Source organism: Ruegeria arenilitoris, from assembly GCF_013035315.1.
GTDB classification, from domain to species: domain Bacteria; phylum Pseudomonadota; class Alphaproteobacteria; order Rhodobacterales; family Rhodobacteraceae; genus Ruegeria; species Ruegeria arenilitoris_D.
The window spans coordinates 90,545-105,300 of sequence record NZ_WQHP01000009.1 but is presented as its reverse complement, the minus strand read 5'-3'; the positions used below and the strand labels follow the sequence as shown (position 1 = coordinate 105,300).

The 14,756-nt window shown below is 56.4% G+C and carries 19 protein-coding genes and 1 tRNA gene; 4 read left to right on the top strand and 16 right to left on the bottom strand.

Annotated features, from left to right (window positions below):
- Positions 1–2: 2 nt before the first annotated feature.
- From infA to GOV53_RS17805, 12 genes are all read right to left on the bottom strand, one after another.
- Complete coding sequence (gene infA / locus GOV53_RS17860) at positions 3–221, bottom strand: translation initiation factor IF-1 (RefSeq protein ID WP_005978431.1); 219 nt, start codon at positions 219–221, stop codon at positions 3–5.
- 91 nt (positions 222–312) lie between these two features.
- Positions 313–1,188, bottom strand: a complete 876-nt coding sequence (locus tag GOV53_RS17855; protein ID WP_170468927.1) for a carbon-nitrogen hydrolase family protein — start codon at positions 1,186–1,188, stop codon at positions 313–315.
- Positions 1,189–1,381: 193 nt separating this feature from the next.
- The gene (locus GOV53_RS17850) at positions 1,382–1,975 is read right to left on the bottom strand and encodes a GNAT family N-acetyltransferase (RefSeq protein WP_170468924.1); all 594 of its coding nucleotides are present in this window, start codon (positions 1,973–1,975) and stop codon (positions 1,382–1,384) included.
- Complete coding sequence (locus GOV53_RS17845; RefSeq protein WP_170468921.1) at positions 1,968–2,366, bottom strand: ketosteroid isomerase-related protein; 399 nt, start codon at positions 2,364–2,366, stop codon at positions 1,968–1,970. Before GOV53_RS17845 ends, GOV53_RS17850 begins: the two co-directional genes overlap by 8 nt.
- On the bottom strand, positions 2,363–2,821 hold the full coding sequence (locus GOV53_RS17840) for a low molecular weight phosphatase family protein (RefSeq protein ID WP_170468918.1): 459 nt from the start codon (positions 2,819–2,821) through the stop codon (positions 2,363–2,365). Before GOV53_RS17840 ends, GOV53_RS17845 begins: the two co-directional genes overlap by 4 nt.
- 3 nt (positions 2,822–2,824) lie before the next feature.
- On the bottom strand, positions 2,825–3,304 hold the full coding sequence (locus GOV53_RS17835; protein ID WP_170468915.1) for a UPF0262 family protein: 480 nt from the start codon (positions 3,302–3,304) through the stop codon (positions 2,825–2,827).
- Positions 3,305–3,391: 87 nt separating this feature from the next.
- Complete coding sequence (locus GOV53_RS17830; RefSeq protein ID WP_170468913.1) at positions 3,392–4,189, bottom strand: hypothetical protein; 798 nt, start codon at positions 4,187–4,189, stop codon at positions 3,392–3,394.
- A gap of 122 nt (positions 4,190–4,311) precedes the next feature.
- Positions 4,312–5,613 (bottom strand): histidinol dehydrogenase, encoded by a 1,302-nt coding sequence (gene hisD, locus GOV53_RS17825; RefSeq protein WP_170468910.1) that lies wholly within the window; start codon positions 5,611–5,613, stop codon positions 4,312–4,314.
- 60 nt (positions 5,614–5,673) lie between these two features.
- Positions 5,674–6,123: a GNAT family N-acetyltransferase gene (locus tag GOV53_RS17820; RefSeq protein WP_367648797.1), complete on the bottom strand. Its 450-nt coding sequence runs from the start codon at positions 6,121–6,123 to the stop codon at positions 5,674–5,676.
- A 61-nt stretch (positions 6,124–6,184) separates the two neighbouring features.
- Entirely contained in the window at positions 6,185–6,661 is a 477-nt protein-coding gene (locus tag GOV53_RS17815; RefSeq protein WP_170468908.1) for a DUF2948 family protein, read from the bottom strand.
- Complete coding sequence (gene murA / locus GOV53_RS17810) at positions 6,658–7,926, bottom strand: UDP-N-acetylglucosamine 1-carboxyvinyltransferase (RefSeq protein ID WP_170468905.1); 1,269 nt, start codon at positions 7,924–7,926, stop codon at positions 6,658–6,660. Before murA ends, GOV53_RS17815 begins: the two co-directional genes overlap by 4 nt.
- A gap of 6 nt (positions 7,927–7,932) precedes the next feature.
- Positions 7,933–8,088, bottom strand: a complete 156-nt coding sequence (locus GOV53_RS17805; protein WP_170427241.1) for a hypothetical protein — start codon at positions 8,086–8,088, stop codon at positions 7,933–7,935.
- Positions 8,089–8,171: 83 nt separating this feature from the next.
- Here GOV53_RS17805 and GOV53_RS17800 point away from each other — a divergent pair.
- Both GOV53_RS17800 and GOV53_RS17795 read left to right on the top strand, forming a co-directional pair.
- Positions 8,172–8,246 (top strand) — tRNA-Thr (locus GOV53_RS17800).
- Positions 8,247–8,786: 540 nt separating this feature from the next.
- Complete coding sequence (locus GOV53_RS17795) at positions 8,787–9,194, top strand: (R)-mandelonitrile lyase (protein WP_170468902.1); 408 nt, start codon at positions 8,787–8,789, stop codon at positions 9,192–9,194.
- 10 nt (positions 9,195–9,204) lie between these two features.
- Here GOV53_RS17795 and GOV53_RS17790 read toward each other — a convergent pair whose 3' ends face one another.
- Complete coding sequence (locus GOV53_RS17790; RefSeq protein ID WP_170468899.1) at positions 9,205–9,678, bottom strand: cupin domain-containing protein; 474 nt, start codon at positions 9,676–9,678, stop codon at positions 9,205–9,207.
- A gap of 80 nt (positions 9,679–9,758) precedes the next feature.
- Here GOV53_RS17790 and GOV53_RS17785 point away from each other — a divergent pair, with 80 nt between their 5' ends.
- A complete protein-coding gene (locus GOV53_RS17785) occupies positions 9,759–10,352 on the top strand; it encodes a TetR/AcrR family transcriptional regulator (protein ID WP_367648796.1) in 594 nt (197 codons plus the stop codon).
- A gap of 242 nt (positions 10,353–10,594) precedes the next feature.
- On the opposite strand, the gene GOV53_RS17780 is transcribed toward GOV53_RS17785, so the two are convergent.
- Positions 10,595–11,869: an adenylate/guanylate cyclase domain-containing protein gene (locus GOV53_RS17780; RefSeq protein ID WP_170468893.1), complete on the bottom strand. Its 1,275-nt coding sequence runs from the start codon at positions 11,867–11,869 to the stop codon at positions 10,595–10,597.
- A gap of 421 nt (positions 11,870–12,290) precedes the next feature.
- On the opposite strand from GOV53_RS17780, the gene GOV53_RS17775 reads away from it, so the two are divergent.
- Complete coding sequence (locus GOV53_RS17775) at positions 12,291–12,839, top strand: hypothetical protein (RefSeq protein ID WP_170468890.1); 549 nt, start codon at positions 12,291–12,293, stop codon at positions 12,837–12,839.
- A 26-nt stretch (positions 12,840–12,865) separates the two neighbouring features.
- Here the strand turns inward: GOV53_RS17775 and GOV53_RS17770 are convergent, their stop codons facing one another.
- Together GOV53_RS17770 and GOV53_RS17765 are read right to left on the bottom strand one after the other, a co-directional pair.
- Positions 12,866–13,369, bottom strand: coding sequence for a hypothetical protein (locus tag GOV53_RS17770; protein WP_170468887.1), 504 nt, complete (start codon positions 13,367–13,369; stop codon positions 12,866–12,868).
- A 386-nt stretch (positions 13,370–13,755) separates the two neighbouring features.
- Positions 13,756–14,706, bottom strand: coding sequence for a GlxA family transcriptional regulator (locus tag GOV53_RS17765; RefSeq protein WP_170427254.1), 951 nt, complete (start codon positions 14,704–14,706; stop codon positions 13,756–13,758).
- Between the last annotated feature and the right edge of the window lie 50 nt (positions 14,707–14,756).

Here is a 14,756-nt window from a genome sequence, read left to right as displayed (position 1 = left end):
CGTTACTTGAAGCGGTAGTTGATCCGACCCTTGGTCAGATCATAGGGGGTCATCTCGACCTGAACCTTGTCGCCGGCCAGAACACGGATGCGGTTTTTGCGCATCTTGCCTGCCGTATGTGCGATGATCTCATGGCCGTTTTCCAGCTCGACCCGAAACGTCGCATTAGGCAGGAGTTCCTTCACGACACCGGGAAATTCGAGCGTATCTTCCTTGGCCATGTTGTCTCCATCATTACGTTGCACCCGCAGAATCTGCGGGGATGTGCGCTTAAATGAGCCTATTTCGGCCTTATTTCAAGGGCGGAATCACCTAAAGGGCGGATAATGTGACCGAATCGACTCGGGGTAACTGCTCGTCCCAGTGGGTTCGGTTAAGGACCTGGCCGTCCGCGCGCACGTTGGCGATGGCTGCCCGATCGACCTCGGCATAGGTCCAACCCGGCTGATTCAAAGTGCCTTCTGCCAGTACTCCGGTTGCCGGGAATCCCTTGTCCGGCGGGCCAAAGACACCGCCTGTTCCGGTATTCATGTCTACAGCCTGAGACCATTCGTTGTTGCCCACAAGCGGCGACATTATGGTAACGCATTGATTTTCCAACGCTCTGGACATCGCCCCGATCCGCACCCGCCAATATCCCGACAGAGCCTCGGTGCAGGACGGGACGAGGATGAAATCCGCATCCCGCAACGCCCGACCCAGCAGAGGAAACTCGCTGTCGTAACAGATCAACACACCGATTTTGCCAAGCGCTGTGTCGAACAATTTTAGCGGACCGCCAGCGGCGATGTCCCAGTCTTCACGTTCAAACCGGGTCATGATCTGTTTGTCCTGATGGTCCTGACGGCCATCCGGTGCATACAGAACGGCGCGATTTACCGGTTGACCGGGACCATCCACAACCGGGGCGGATGCGCCCAGAATGTGCGTTTTGTGGGCCTGCGCCAAGCGTGCATGCAAGGCCTGCACGTCCTCCATCCTGTCAGACACCGCGCGGATCGAACGTTCCAGATCACCTGCAACCTCAGTTCCGTCCAGTGTCGACAGCTCCATCGCGCCGTATTCCGGAAACACCAGCAACTCGGCACCCTGCCCCGCCGCGTCCGAGACCCAGCGGTCCAGTTTGTCCTCGTACTGGCCCCAGCTGTCGAGCCAATCGAGGTTGTAGGCGGCGGTGGCGACTTTCACAGGCGGCATCCTCATTCAGTCAAAATCACCAGACAATAGTCGGGGATACTGCGCGCTGTACAGCGCCAATCAACCGGCAGTCGTCGGGTCGATAGTCGTTGTGACCTCAGAGATGATACCGGCGGGGAAACCGCTGAGTTCAGCGTGTCTCTGGATCGCGCTATAATTCAGAGAGATTCTCAACAGAGCAGCGTCACAGATCGCGAATCCAGAATTGCAGAGGCTTCCGCGTCTCGCCCTGCTCTCCGATATCCTTCCACAAAAACTCGGCAAATACGCCCGTAAGTGGCTCATAACCCCGCGACCGCCAGAAGGCGTCCAGAGGACGATAGTTTTCTGGACGCAGCGGGTGATCGGCTGAGCGCTGCACCCCGCAAAACGCGCTTTTCTTAAATCCAAGCTCGCGGGCATAAGCCTCGCGCAGATCAAAGAAAGTGTGACCAACGCCTTGGCCGCGATAGTCGGACAGCAGGACGGATTCGGCGCAATAGAATATCTCGGACAAGTCCAGCCCTGACCCTTCGAACGCAGCTGCAAAATCGTCGGCATGGTCAACCAGTGGCGCGCCGGTCGAAGCTCCGATCAGGCGGTCGCTGTCAAAGGCTCCGACCACAATAGCCTTGTCGCTATCGCGGTAAGACTGCAGGTATTTGCGTTCGTATTCCAGGTCGCCATCGTAAAGGTACGGCCAAGCCCGAAACACCTCGATCCGCAGGCGCGCCACATCATCCAAAGCCTCTGCCAGAGCCGCTCCGACCAAGGGGCGGACGGCGGTGACCTCAGCCATTTGAAACCTGCTTGGTCCAGTCCGCAAGGTTATAGAACGTCGTGACACGAGTGATCTTGCCGTCCTTCAGGTCAAAGAACGACCCGGCAGGCAGGCGATAGGTCTGCCCATGCGCTTCGGGCAGGCCCTCGTCGGTTTGCAGATAGGTTCCGTTCACGACGAACTCAGCCGCTGCGCGGGTACCGTTTTCGGCTTCGAACACCACGATATCGGTCAGATGTTCCTTGTAGCAGCGGTTCATATGCGCGCAAAACGCAGCGAATTGGTCTATGCCGATGCGTATCTGGCCTTCGTTCACGTGGTGGGCCACGTCATCGGACAGGCAAGCCAGCATGCCGTGGACATCGCCGGCGTTGAAGGCAGTGAAATAGGTTTTGACGGTCTCGCTCATGTCCCCTCCGTTGGTTCGCCCCACCTGTCTCGCAGATGCTGAATGATCTGATCGCGGGTCTGTCGGTAGTGGGTTAGCTTATCCGTTCGTGTCTCGCCCATCCCAGTAGGGTCCATTATTGGCCAATAATCGACATCCAGATGGAAAATCCTTGTCAGTTCCAACGCCCGACGCTGACTGGCGGGTGACAAGGCAACGATCAGATCAAACGAGCTGAGATCGTCGCCCCATTCCTGCATTTCGTCGAACGAGCGGGAACGGTGACGGGACAGCTCGACACCGACCTCTTGGCAAACAGCGATACAAAAGCCGTCGATTTCTAGATCATTATGAACACCTGCCGACTGCACATAAGTCCCGGTGCCATAGAATTTCTTCATGAGACCTTCGGCCATAGGAGACCGAACCGCGTTATGGTCGCAACAAAACAGGACCGACTGCGGCAAAGGCTTCACGCGTCAGCCTCCGAAATGCAGCACGCAGATTAGCGTGAACAAGCGACGCGCGGTATCTGTGTCAATCTCGGCCTTACCTTCAAGTCGCTCCTGCAAAACGCGGCTGCCTTCGTTGTGAATGCCACGACGCGCCATGTCGATGGTTTCGATCTGACTGGGCGGCAGGGTTTTCACCGCGTCGAAATAGCTTTCGCAGATTTGGAAATAGTCTTTGACGACCTGCCGGAACGGCCCCAGCGACAGATGGAACTCAGCGGCTTTTTCCTCAGCCTCCGTGGCTATGTCAAAAACCAGCCGCTTGTCGCGGATTGACAGCTGCACCCGGTACGGACCATCGGGTACAACACGATCATCGCGCGTAGGCAGCGCAAAGCTGTTTTCTTCCAGCAAGTCATAGATTGCAACCTTGCGCTCCTGCTCGATCTCGGGGGTCGGCGGGGGCAGGTTTCGGTCGTCCAGTTCGATATGCGAAATGCGGGTCATTCTCAGCTTCGTCCGTTCAGGTCAGGCCAGACTTATCGCAAGAGGATTGATTGGGCAACGCAGTCCGGGTCTGCCGGTGCCCTGGGCCTAGAGCGAGTGATCCGACGGGTCGATCCGGTGTTTGGTCAGCAAGGTATCGACCAGCGATCCTTTGGCTATTTCCTTGTTGGCGAAGATTCTCCGGAACCACGAGCCGAAGAAATGGATCGACATTTTGCTTTGCCAATTCAGAAATTCCAGCTTGGACATGTCGGGCTCGTTCCACAAAGCGCGATGCCGGAGTGGAACGGCGTAAAGCTCGACTCTCGGCAAGCTCATGTCATGCTCCGGCGTCCCGTAAAGGCTGTGGAAAAACAGCGGCGGCCCAAGCGCTGATAAAGGCAGGCTCCAGTAAGTGGATTGCCCGTAGATATTCCGATAGGCGTGCTTTCTGTCATCCGACCACCAGAACAGCACGAGGTCGCTGTCGAAGGCGAAATCGCACATCTTCTTCAAGGCCGGACTGTCGCTGGGCAGGGCCACAACACCGTTCATCATGCGTTGGCGGGCCAGATTGGCTTTGGGGAACAGATAACCTTGCTTGGTCTCGAACGGCCGAACCGCATAGGCATCCGCATCCACCCAGATATAGTCGGTCTGCTGCATCAGTTTCAGGCGAAACAGATCGGCGTGCACTGCGACCGAGCGCATGATCGGGTCGCGGTAGATCTCGGGCGTGTCAAAGATTTCTCGCGCATCGCGGGCCTCGATATAGTCAGGGACATCCTCAAGATCGCCATAGTGGTAGACGATGGGCGTCTGGTCCACATCCGCGAAGGATTTGAGGCACAGGTGTTCAAGAAAGCTGAACCGTTTGCCGATCCACAAGGTTGCCACGCGTTCCAAGCTCAGTTCCTTCGCACCAAATCTTGCAGCCAAAGCGACGGGCAAAGGCAGGCGGGTTCAAGCACAATCGCCTAGCGGTCTTTCAGGTTCACCTCAGGTGTGACCTGCGGGCCATAAACTCCTTAGCCGTTCAGGCGTTTCAATCGCGCTGTTACTGACAGGCCATGCGCCTCAAGGCTTTCGGACTGTGCCAGCTTTTCGGCGGCTGGGCCTATCGCGCGCAACGCTTCGGGGGTCATCTGGCTGAGCGTTGTGCGCTTGAGAAAGTCCATCACGCTCAGACCCGAAGAGAACCGCGCCGAACGCGCCGTCGGCAGAACGTGGTTTGACCCACCGACATAATCGCCAATGGCTTCGGGGGTGTACTGGCCCAAAAAGATGGCACCGGCATGGATGGTTTTGGCACTAAGTGCCATGGGGTCGGCCACGCAAAGCTCCAAGTGCTCGGGAGCAATGCGATTTGACAACGCTGCAGCCTCGTCCAGATCGCGCACTGCGATGATGGCACCAAAGTCCCGCCAGCTTGCCCCTGCGATGGCCCGGCGCTGAAGGGTTTCCAACCGTATGTCGACCGCTTCGGCAACAGCCTGGCCAAAACTCGCGTCGTCTGTGATCAGGATCGACTGCGCACTTTCGTCGTGCTCTGCCTGGCTGAGCAGGTCCAATGCGATCCAGTCAGGGTCATTGTCCTTGTCGGCGATCACCAGAATCTCGGACGGACCAGCGATCATGTCTATGCCAACCTTGCCAAACACACGCCGTTTGGCTGCAGCCACAAAGGCATTCCCGGGGCCAGTAATTTTGTCCACGGGCGCAATGCTGTTGGTGCCATAGGCCAACGCGGCGATCGCCTGCGCACCGCCGATACGATAGATTTCATCAACGCCGGATAGCTGTGCGGCCAGCAGAACCAGAGGGTTCACCTGCCCGTCGGGCGTTGGTACCGCGATGGCCAGACGCTCGACGCCTGCCACCTTGGCCGGGATCGCGTTCATCAGGACCGACGACGGGTAGGACGCCAACCCACCCGGCACATAAAGACCAGCCGCAGAAACCGCAGACCAGCGCCAGCCCAGTGTCGCACCCGCGGCGTCGGTCCATTGTTGATCCTCTGGCAGCTGCTTTTCGTGATAGGCACGAATCCGGTCAGCGGCCAATTCCAGCGCTGAACGATCTTCATCTGAGACCTGCGTGACCGCCGCCGCGATCTCATCCGCACTGAATGCCAGTGTTGCAGGCGTAAGCTCCAACCGGTCGAACTTGGCCGTCAACTCGATGACTGCAGCATCGCCCCGGGACCGCACATCTTCGATGATCTGGGCCACCACCGCGTCCACATCCGGGCTGTCTTCGCGCTTGGCGGACAGCAAGGTGGCGAAAGCGGTTTCAAACTCGGGCGACGTCGTGTCGAGGAAAACGGGCATATTCTGGCACTCCGGGGCGTTTGACCGGGACATATCGCCCGGATGGGCTGGCCTCAACCCTCAGTGCTGGGGGTGCAGCGATTTGCGCATGTGCAAACAGGACAGTTCTGCGCGCTGGCTACATCCGCCGGTCGCCTGCCAGCCATGCCGTGCATAAAACGCCTGCGCTGTTTTGGTCGCCTCCAGACGGCCTTCGGCATACCCCGCTCTGATCAATTCCTGCTCAAGCTTTTCCAACAGTGCCCGCCCCACACCGACGCCTGTCTGATCGGGGTCAATGTACAGCAGCGTGATGTCTCCGTCCTGCCCGAGCGCCCCAACCGCGGCAGGCTGCCCGGCCCGTTCGACCAGCCATATCTGCGCTCCTGCGTCGATCCAGCCGCGGATGGTCGCCGGGTTCTTGTTGGCAGTCCACTGAGCGATGACCTCGGGATCATCCGCATGATCGGCAATACACAGTTTCGTAATCGACCGGATCAGAATGCGGCTGAGGTCAAAAACGTCGAACACGGTCGCGGGGCGGATGCTCAGCCCCGCTGACGGCGCCGAGAACGCCTGAGCTATGCCGCGCTTATTCTGGATGGTGCGGGGCGTGACCTGATGGGGCCTGATAGGGCCGGGTCACATCTTTAAGGGTGACATCCAGTGCCTCGATGGACAGACGAATTGCACCATCGCCCGCCAAGGTCAGCGTGATCTCGCCCGCGCCGTCTTCGCCGGGTTCGAAATCGACCGATAACAGGGACATCACCATATCCTTGTCGCTGCGGTCAACGCCCTGGCTGGCCACAGACAACACTGAGTCGAACACCAGAACCGATTGCACCCGCTCGAACGGGCGGTCGCGGCGCGTTGCGGCGTCTTTGTCCTCCCACCGGAACCGGTTCAGCAACAGGCCAAAACGGCGCTCGGACGGGCGCCATGTCATCTCGGTGATCGGGAACACCGCGTCCTGCGTCAGGGTCGAAATGACCTGAAGGTCATCGGCATCTTCGGCCCCCAGGTTCAGCGGGGCCTCACGTCCATCTTCAAAAATCGCGTCTGTCATTGGCCTTTGATCCGTTCAATCTTTGCGCCCACGCCTTCCAGCTTGCGCACCACATGCTCATATCCGCGGTCCAGATGATAGACCCGGCTGACTGTCGTCTCGCCTTCGGCTGCCAGCCCTGCGAGGATCAGCGAGACGGAAGCCCGCAAATCGGTCGCCATCACAGGGGCACCTTTCAGCTGGTCCACACCTGTCACCGTAGCTGTGCCGCCATGTACCTCGATACTCGCGCCCATGCGCACCAACTCGGGCGCGTGCATGAAGCGATTCTCGAAAATACGCTCTTCCAGAACCGAGGTGCCCTCGGCCGTGCACATCAGCGCCATCATCTGCGCCTGCAGATCAGTCGGGAAACCGGGGAACGGCTCGGTCACCACATCCACGGCGTTGACGCGACCATTTTTGCGGCTGACTTTCAGACCGTTGTTGGTTTCGGTGACATTCACACCTGCTGCATTCAGTTTGGCGACAAAGGAGTCAACCAGAGACATCCGTCCGCCCAGCAGCTCAACCTCACCGCCACAAATGGCCGGAGCCAGCATATAGGTGCCAAGTTCGATCCGGTCGGTTACGACCTGATGGGTCGCACCATGCAACCGGTCGACGCCCTGAATCTCGATGGTCGAGGTTCCTTCGCCTGCGATTTGGGCGCCCATCTTGCGCAGGCATTCGACCAGATCGACGATCTCTGGCTCGCGCGCGGCGTTTTTCAGAACCGTCGTGCCCTTGGCGAGCGTCGCCGCCATAACGATGTTTTCTGTCGCCCCGACCGAGGCAAAGCGCATCTCATGCACTGCGCCCTTTAGCCCGCCGGGGGCTTTGGCGTGCAGGTAGCCATCCTTCAGCTCGATCTCAGCGCCCAGCGCCTCAAGCCCTTCGACATGCAGATCCATGGGTCGCGCACCGATCGCGCAGCCACCGGGCAGCGACACAACGGCCTCTCCGAACCGGGCCAGCAAAGGCCCCAGAACCAAATTCGAGGCCCGCATCTTGCGCACGATCTCATAATCCGCGGTGTGGCTGGTCAGGTCATGACTGGACATGGCCAGCACTTGACCGTCTTGCAGAGACGACACTTCGGCCCCGAGCGATTGCAGCAGAGCGGTCATAGTCCTGATGTCGCTCAGCCGTGGCGCATTGGTCAGCGTCAGCGGTTCTTCGCTCAGCAACGTCGCAGGCATCAGGGTCAGACATGCGTTTTTGGCCCCCGCAATAGGTATCTGCCCGTTCAACGGGCCGTTGCCCGTCACCAGAATCGAATCCATCTGCTCTTATCCCTCGTCCTTGCCGGTCTTGTCACCGGATGCAGCGCGCGCCTTTGCTTGCGCCTTGCGACGCGCCATATTCGCCTTCAAGGCGGCCTTCAGCCGCTCTTCGCGCGCGTCCCCGGATTTACCGTGTTTTTTGGGTGAATTTTTATCCGTCATGATCTTTCTCTACAGGAGGCGAAAAAAACCGTCCAGACACCCTTGCGCCCCGTTTCGTTTGAGTCTAATCACCCGCCCACAGCGCTGCTGTAGCTCAGAGGTAGAGCACTCCCTTGGTAAGGGAGAGGTCGAGAGTTCAATTCTCTCCAGCAGCACCATTTTTTTTATGAGTTATCGACCTGCTATCCAAATAGAAGGCTCACACGTGGCGCATATATAGCGCACGCTGAAATCCTTTGGCGTGGTTTCAGCACCCCATCTGTACCGATTAGGACACAGCTGACGCTCTTCATATCCAGCTATGGTCCGCTCCGCAGTCCTAACGAGTGTTCCAGGCATTTGTAATCCGCGAGCCGCTTTGTTTCGTATAGTTTGTATTCCCCGTGATTGGATACTCTCATTTCCAATTTGTCTCCGCGCTGAATCCGACTGTTCGTTTGCGTATAGTTGGTTCAGCGCTTTTTTGGTCCGCTTGGTTCACGACCCAAACGGATATCGGTAGAAGGGTAAGTCACCAGTCTTTCCACATGCCTGCTTTGTCTCGCAACTCGGACGTAGGCCCTATTAAAACCAATGACCGGTTCCAGGCTCTTCTGGGCAATCGGCAATGTTGCTAAAATGACCGCTTTGACCCTGCGAGCCTCTGGGTTCGAAATCGGAACTCTGCTAAGTCTCCAGGGGCAGCAAGGGAGCACATCATGGAAATTCACCGCGCCGGGGGCCGGCCTTCTCAATTTCCCGGCAATGAGTATTTCACCGGCAAGGTCCGCTTTGATCCCGTTGTGACGGGGAACGATCCCTCGCCGGTCAAGATCCATACAGTGACTTTTGAGCCTGGCGCACGGACAGCTTGGCACACGCACCCTGCCGGTCAAACGCTCCATGTTTTATCGGGCTTGGGCCTGGCTGCGTCTGAGGGGAAGCCAGTGCAGGTGTTGCGCCCTGGCGATACGGTGTGGTTCGCGCCTGGAGAGCGGCATTGGCACGGCGCGTCGCCAGACTGCGCGATGACCCATCTGGCTGTGCAGACGGCTGTCGAGGGTAAGACTGCGGATTGGATGGAGCACGTCTCAGACGAGGATTACAGCGCAACGCGCGCGGAATGAAGCGCCTTCGTCAGCTAGGAGCATCCGCAGGCGCTAGGATCGTCATTCCTACTCGACCTGCTACTGCCATGATCGCCGGAATGTCCGGCGGTCCATCTGGCGCCGGGATGTCTGTCGTTCCGTCAGGCATCGCCTCTCCGGCTTCAGTAAAGAATATGTCATGCATCGCGCCGGGAGCGTTTATGCAAAGTAGCCGGCCAGGTCGCTCTCCGGTACAAGTAAATGCGTGCACTGCGCCGTCCGGGATTTTGACGAAGTCACCACTTTTGACGTTGACGGTCTCCCCATTCAAATAGAACTCGAATTCACCATCGAGCACATAAAAACTCTCGTCTTCGCCAGCATGATGATTGGGCGGTGCACCGGCACCTGGCGCCGTCTTTATTTCAACGATTGTGCAACGATCCCCTGTCTCACTGGGAAAGGCGTGAAAGGTCAAAAGGTTCCCAAGAAGATGATAAATTCGCGGGCGAGGTTCAGTCATTGCTGCGACTCCCTTTACTTGAAACACACTGCTAATATGATACATAAATCTACTTATGAGACAAATGTATCACAAAAGGCTTGAAATTGGCGCCCCGAACAAATCAAATCAACCGAACGCGCGAAGCACTTCTTTCCGCTGCACGAGACCTGATGTCGGAAGGCAAGGAAGTCACGCTGGCAAAAGTCGCTGAACGCGCCAAAACCAGCCGTGCGACGGTCTATCGTTACTTTTCTGACCCAAGTGTCTTGGCTTTGGATGCGACGCTCGATCTTGAAGTCATGCCGACGTCAGAACTTCTTGAGGGACTGGATGACGTTAGGAACCGTGTACATGTCGTCGCGCGCTACTATCTGGATTTTTCTCGGGTTCATGAGGCGCACTTCCGGCAGTTTCTGGCTGAATCGCTAAAGGCATCACTGGAGAATACAACGGTCAAAATGCGTGGTGCCAGACGAGTGGCGGCCTTTACCGAAGCTCTTGCACCAGTTCACACATTGATGGAGCCAAAGGAAACTGACGATCTGGCCAAGCGGTTGTCCATGACGACGGGCATGGAACAACTTGTTATTCTTGAAGACATCTTGCGTGTGGACGAAGCTACCGGCAACCAACTGCAAGAGGGGTTGGTCGACGCTTTGCTAGATCGATACTTGCCAAAAATTGCTAGCTGAATTTAGCCTCTTATTCCATCCTCAAGCTACTGGCCTATTAACACCAGTTTAACGTCCGCTTTGGGCTGGCCGCGGTCCATTGGAGTAAGAATGCGGATGAGTGCAAAGTCCGCAAAGCAAACCTTCAATCAAATTGGCGCGAACGACCGTTTTGAGCCCAAATCTCACCGGTTTCATTCCAGTACCTGCGCCTCAAAACGCGCCTAAACGAATGATTGCTAATGGCCCAACGCAATTGAGCGTTATTTGAAAATTTCGTAAGAAAAGACCTCTAAGTCTTCCTCAAAACCCCGCAAAGAATGCCGCCCCATTTTTTTAGGCTCTTCAGATACCAAGTTCACAAAATCGCCCGTTGCTAAAAGCCGCGCCTCCAGTTTTCGCGTCAGGCCCTCTAACCTGCTGGCTATCGCAACTGATGGGCCAGTTACCGTAAAATCCAAGCGCTTTTCAGTGCCAACATTCCCGTAGACAGCCGCGCCCGTGTGCAACCCAACCCCAAATTCAGCACGGTCTGATGGATCAAGCTCTTCGTTCCTTTGAAATGCTTCGCGCGCCGCGGACAGGGCTGCTTCGCACATGTCTTCCGGTAGTCTTCGTTGACCATCAAAAGGAAAGATCGCAAGCAACCCATCGCCAACGAATTTAAGAACTTCTCCGCCGTGATCGTGTACCGCCCCACCGACACAATCGAAGAATTGGTTAACCGTCGCGACATATTTCTCCGATGACAAGCGCTGGCTCAAAGCCGTAGAGCCGCGCATATCGCTGAACAAGAGTGCACAGTCAATTATGCTGACATCTCCCCGGGCTATTTGACCGTTCAGTACGGATCGACCGGACAACTTACCTAGATAGACCTCCATCAACTCAGCTGCCAAGAACTGCTCCGACAATACACGCGCTGCACCAAGCAAAGGTAACGATAGCCGCGACAGGCCATCTACCTCACGGTCTGTAAAGCCAGAACGACGCTTTGTAGCAAAAGACACGGACGCGCCCAAAGCCCACTCCATCTCTCCGTCAAAGACAACAGTACGATTGCCGAATGGTGCACTGCATACGACATAGTCGGTAACACCTGCTTCAGCGAGTTTTCGGAATAGCGGAAATTTGTCACGGGTCGCTTGGTCAGTCAGATTTGCTCGCATGAAAGGAAACTTGATTGTGCCGTTCGCAAGTCCGTCCGCCAAGTCCCATACTTCCTTGTTAAAGTGTTGTTTCGCAATCTCATTGGCCAATTTCGAATTCTCTCCGAAGGGTGCCTTGTCGAAGAGATCAGCCGTTACTGAGCTGCGTGGAAGAACGGTCCATTCAATTCGATGGTTCGATGCATCCCAAGTTGCATCGAGCAATCCAATTACAGGGTGCATCATCAGGCGACCCAAGGAAACACGCGTGACCGGCACGCCACCATCGATCAGCCTGTTACTTAACTGCTCGACTAGCCCACCAAGATCAGCATCAAAAAAGGCCAGCTTTTGCAGCCAATCTGCAATGCGGTCGAAAACATCCGCCATGACTTACACCTCCACCATCATCTTGTTACAGCCGAAGGCTCGTGTCATTCGGTTTGTCTTCGAACGCTCGATTCTCTAGCGATGGGTTTGCATAATGACTGGCAATCACGCTGCGCGATTAACAAACGGCAGTGTTCCTCAATTGCCACATTGTTTTTGCCCGCGTTTTGCGCCAACGGCACTCAGCACTGCGGCAGGCGTTTGAGCAATACCGGCGCGATGAACGCCACGAGAACACCATAACCCGATCACCAATTCGGTCACCTACTGGTGGGAGATCTTTCTGATCCTCTGGGATCCGCTTCCAACAATTTGGTTTCTGTACGCGCTCACGCTGTCCTTTGTCATTCTTAGGCTGCTGCGGATTGTACCGCCCGTCTATGTTGTCGATGTCGCAGCCATCATTCAGGCCCAGTTCCTTTTGGGTGTCTGGCCTGAAGGTGCGGTAATCGCCGACAAACTGGCCAAACTGTTCGTCTACTTTGTTATCGGTGCCTATGCATCGGAATGGATCAGGACCCATGCCTCAAACGCCTTGCCAACAGTGATTGTCCTATGCGCGGCGGGTTTTGGTGTGCTGGTTGTTCTCGCCGCCAGTTTTGACCTTCAGAACGTACCACTCGTATTATTCAAGTTGCCCGCCCTCTCTGTCGCAGCGATCATCGGTGCCATCGTCCTTGCATCGCACGCTGGCCGCGCCCAGTGGATGGGCCTGATCGGTAGCCACAGCCATTATCTTAGTCTGACGCATTTCCTGTCGGTCACCGGGACGCGGATCATACTCACGAAGATTGTTGGCGTGACAAAACCTCTGTTCGTTATTCCTATCTGTGTCGCCGTGGCGGTGGTGTTCGGGATCGCGTTTTGTCGGATATTGACTGGCACACGTTTCGAATGGCTGATCCGACTGCCCAAATGGCTGTCTGAACGCCGCTATGACTTACCTGTGATGAGATCGCCGAGCGCCTGATCTTTGCTACCTATCGGCTCTGTGGATCAGTTTAAGCGAACCGATGCCGACAACGCACCCGCAAGCGCGTTTTTGATTTCCGCCGGAACCTCGCGACCTCGTTGCTGCAAAGTTGCGGCAGTCCAGCCAGCGGAATGCCCGCGGCAACCAATTTTGTTGGCCCGCGCTGCGGCAATCGTCGTCACATCATCCTGTACCAGCGTCATTGCCGCTTCCACCTCGGCTTCAGTAAGAGCCATTCGGACGGCGCTGAACACGTCGACCGAGGTCTGCAAGGTGTGGTGCTCCAAACGATTTGAGGCATCGCTCAGCAGGCGCGAGCAATAGGCCGACAAAAAATACCAGCGGAAAATCTGGAATACGCGATGCTGAACTTCAGCCATCTCTGGCGAGTACCCAGCCTTTGAGGTCATTTCGGAAAAAGCGGACTTTGCTGCGCTGGAAGCATCACAAATCTGGCGTTCGCGGTTTGCGATCGCGACGGCACCGTTGGCGGGGCGGTGTTCAGATTTACCGTGTTCCAGATGCATGCTGTCCTCCATCGAAATCAGATGATGAAGATATGAGGTCTGATGCCTTGGCTTGAATGGGATTTTTCGCCAGATTTTCCCAATCCAAAAATTTTTGTGGCCAAATCAAAACTATGTCCAGACAAATTCACCTGTTAAGTTGGCCTGTTTTGCACCTTTGGGTCAACAGTTGAAATGCGGCGAACATTAAGGTTTTAGCCAAATCGCACACATATCTGACACGATCTCGTAAAACTTATGCCAACTTCGGCATCTATGAATACTCAATCCTGCTATCCAGTTTACCAGTACAGTTTTAACGAGGGGGTACGAAGCAGGACCAGGGGGTGAGCGCCTGCCCGGCCAGGCTCGCCTTACGGCAGAGACGCTCCCCCCGCTTTGATTTCTTAATCTATTTTGTTTTTTTGCGCGTGCGGCGTCACACCGAAACTCGACCTGTAAACGCGTGAAAAATGCCCCGGGTTTTCGAATCCGCAGGCCATGGCGACCTCGGTCACCGAGGCTTCGGTTTGCAGCAGCAGTTTTTGCGCACGCTCAAGCCGCAATTCCATGAAATACTTCTTTGGTGAGGTGTTGAGGTACTTGCCAAACAACCGTTCCAACTGCCGCGTCGAGATTCCCAGTTCTTCGGCAATCTGCGAGGGTGACACGGGCGCTTCGATACAATCCTGCATGATGTGGATCGCCTTGGCGAGATGCGCGTTACGCATCCCGTTGCGCGATTGCAGAGACACCCGCTGTTTAGCAGTGGCGTTGCGCACCGCGTTGTAGACCATCTGATCGGCCACTGCGACGGACAGTTCCTCGCCATGGTCCTTTTCAATCAGATGCAGCATCAGGTCGGCTGTCGCCGTCCCACCCGAGGCGGTGATATGCTTTTCATCCGCCACAAAAACGCTGCGCACCAAATTCACCTCGGGAAACGCCTCCATAAAAGCGTCGTGATATTCCCAATGAATGGCGGCCTGCATTCCGTCCAGGAAACCCGCTTCGGCCAAAAGCCACGCGCCGGAACATAATGCTCCGATAGCGGTTCCACGCGCCCGTTCGCGGCGCAGGGTCGCAAGTAACGGGCGCGAGACATGGTTACGCATATGGATGCCCGACAGCACAAACAGTTGGTCGGTTTTAGGCAGTGCGTCCAACCCGTGATGCACCAACGTCACCGATCCATTCGAACACACAGCCTGTTCGCCATGCTCGGATACAAACGACCATGCATAGAGGTCCTCGCCGCTGACAAGGTTCGCGATCCGCAGCGGCTCGACCGCGCAGGAAAAGGCGAGGTGCGAGAATTCCTCGATCAGAATGAAAGTGATGTGGCGGGGCTGGCGCATAGACGTCCGATTCAGATTGGCGTGGTCGACGGCCCATGCTGCACGATTTT

Coding starts and splice junctions, on each gene's coding strand:
- infA (WP_005978431.1), bottom strand. CDS start 221: ATGGCCAAGGAAGATACGCTCGAATTTCCCGGTGTCGTGAAGGAACTC.
- GOV53_RS17850 (WP_170468924.1), bottom strand. CDS start 1,975: ATGGCTGAGGTCACCGCCGTCCGCCCCTTGGTCGGAGCGGCTCTGGCA.
- GOV53_RS17845 (WP_170468921.1), bottom strand. CDS start 2,366: ATGAGCGAGACCGTCAAAACCTATTTCACTGCCTTCAACGCCGGCGAT.
- GOV53_RS17835 (WP_170468915.1), bottom strand. CDS start 3,304: ATGACCCGCATTTCGCATATCGAACTGGACGACCGAAACCTGCCCCCG.
- hisD (WP_170468910.1), bottom strand. CDS start 5,613: ATGCCCGTTTTCCTCGACACGACGTCGCCCGAGTTTGAAACCGCTTTC.
- GOV53_RS17815 (WP_170468908.1), bottom strand. CDS start 6,661: ATGACAGACGCGATTTTTGAAGATGGACGTGAGGCCCCGCTGAACCTG.
- murA (WP_170468905.1), bottom strand. CDS start 7,926: ATGGATTCGATTCTGGTGACGGGCAACGGCCCGTTGAACGGGCAGATA.
- GOV53_RS17805 (WP_170427241.1), bottom strand. CDS start 8,088: ATGACGGATAAAAATTCACCCAAAAAACACGGTAAATCCGGGGACGCG.
- GOV53_RS17795 (WP_170468902.1), top strand. CDS start 8,787: ATGGAAATTCACCGCGCCGGGGGCCGGCCTTCTCAATTTCCCGGCAAT.
- GOV53_RS17790 (WP_170468899.1), bottom strand. CDS start 9,678: ATGACTGAACCTCGCCCGCGAATTTATCATCTTCTTGGGAACCTTTTG.
- GOV53_RS17780 (WP_170468893.1), bottom strand. CDS start 11,869: ATGGCGGATGTTTTCGACCGCATTGCAGATTGGCTGCAAAAGCTGGCC.
- GOV53_RS17770 (WP_170468887.1), bottom strand. CDS start 13,369: ATGCATCTGGAACACGGTAAATCTGAACACCGCCCCGCCAACGGTGCC.
- GOV53_RS17765 (WP_170427254.1), bottom strand. CDS start 14,706: ATGCGCCAGCCCCGCCACATCACTTTCATTCTGATCGAGGAATTCTCG.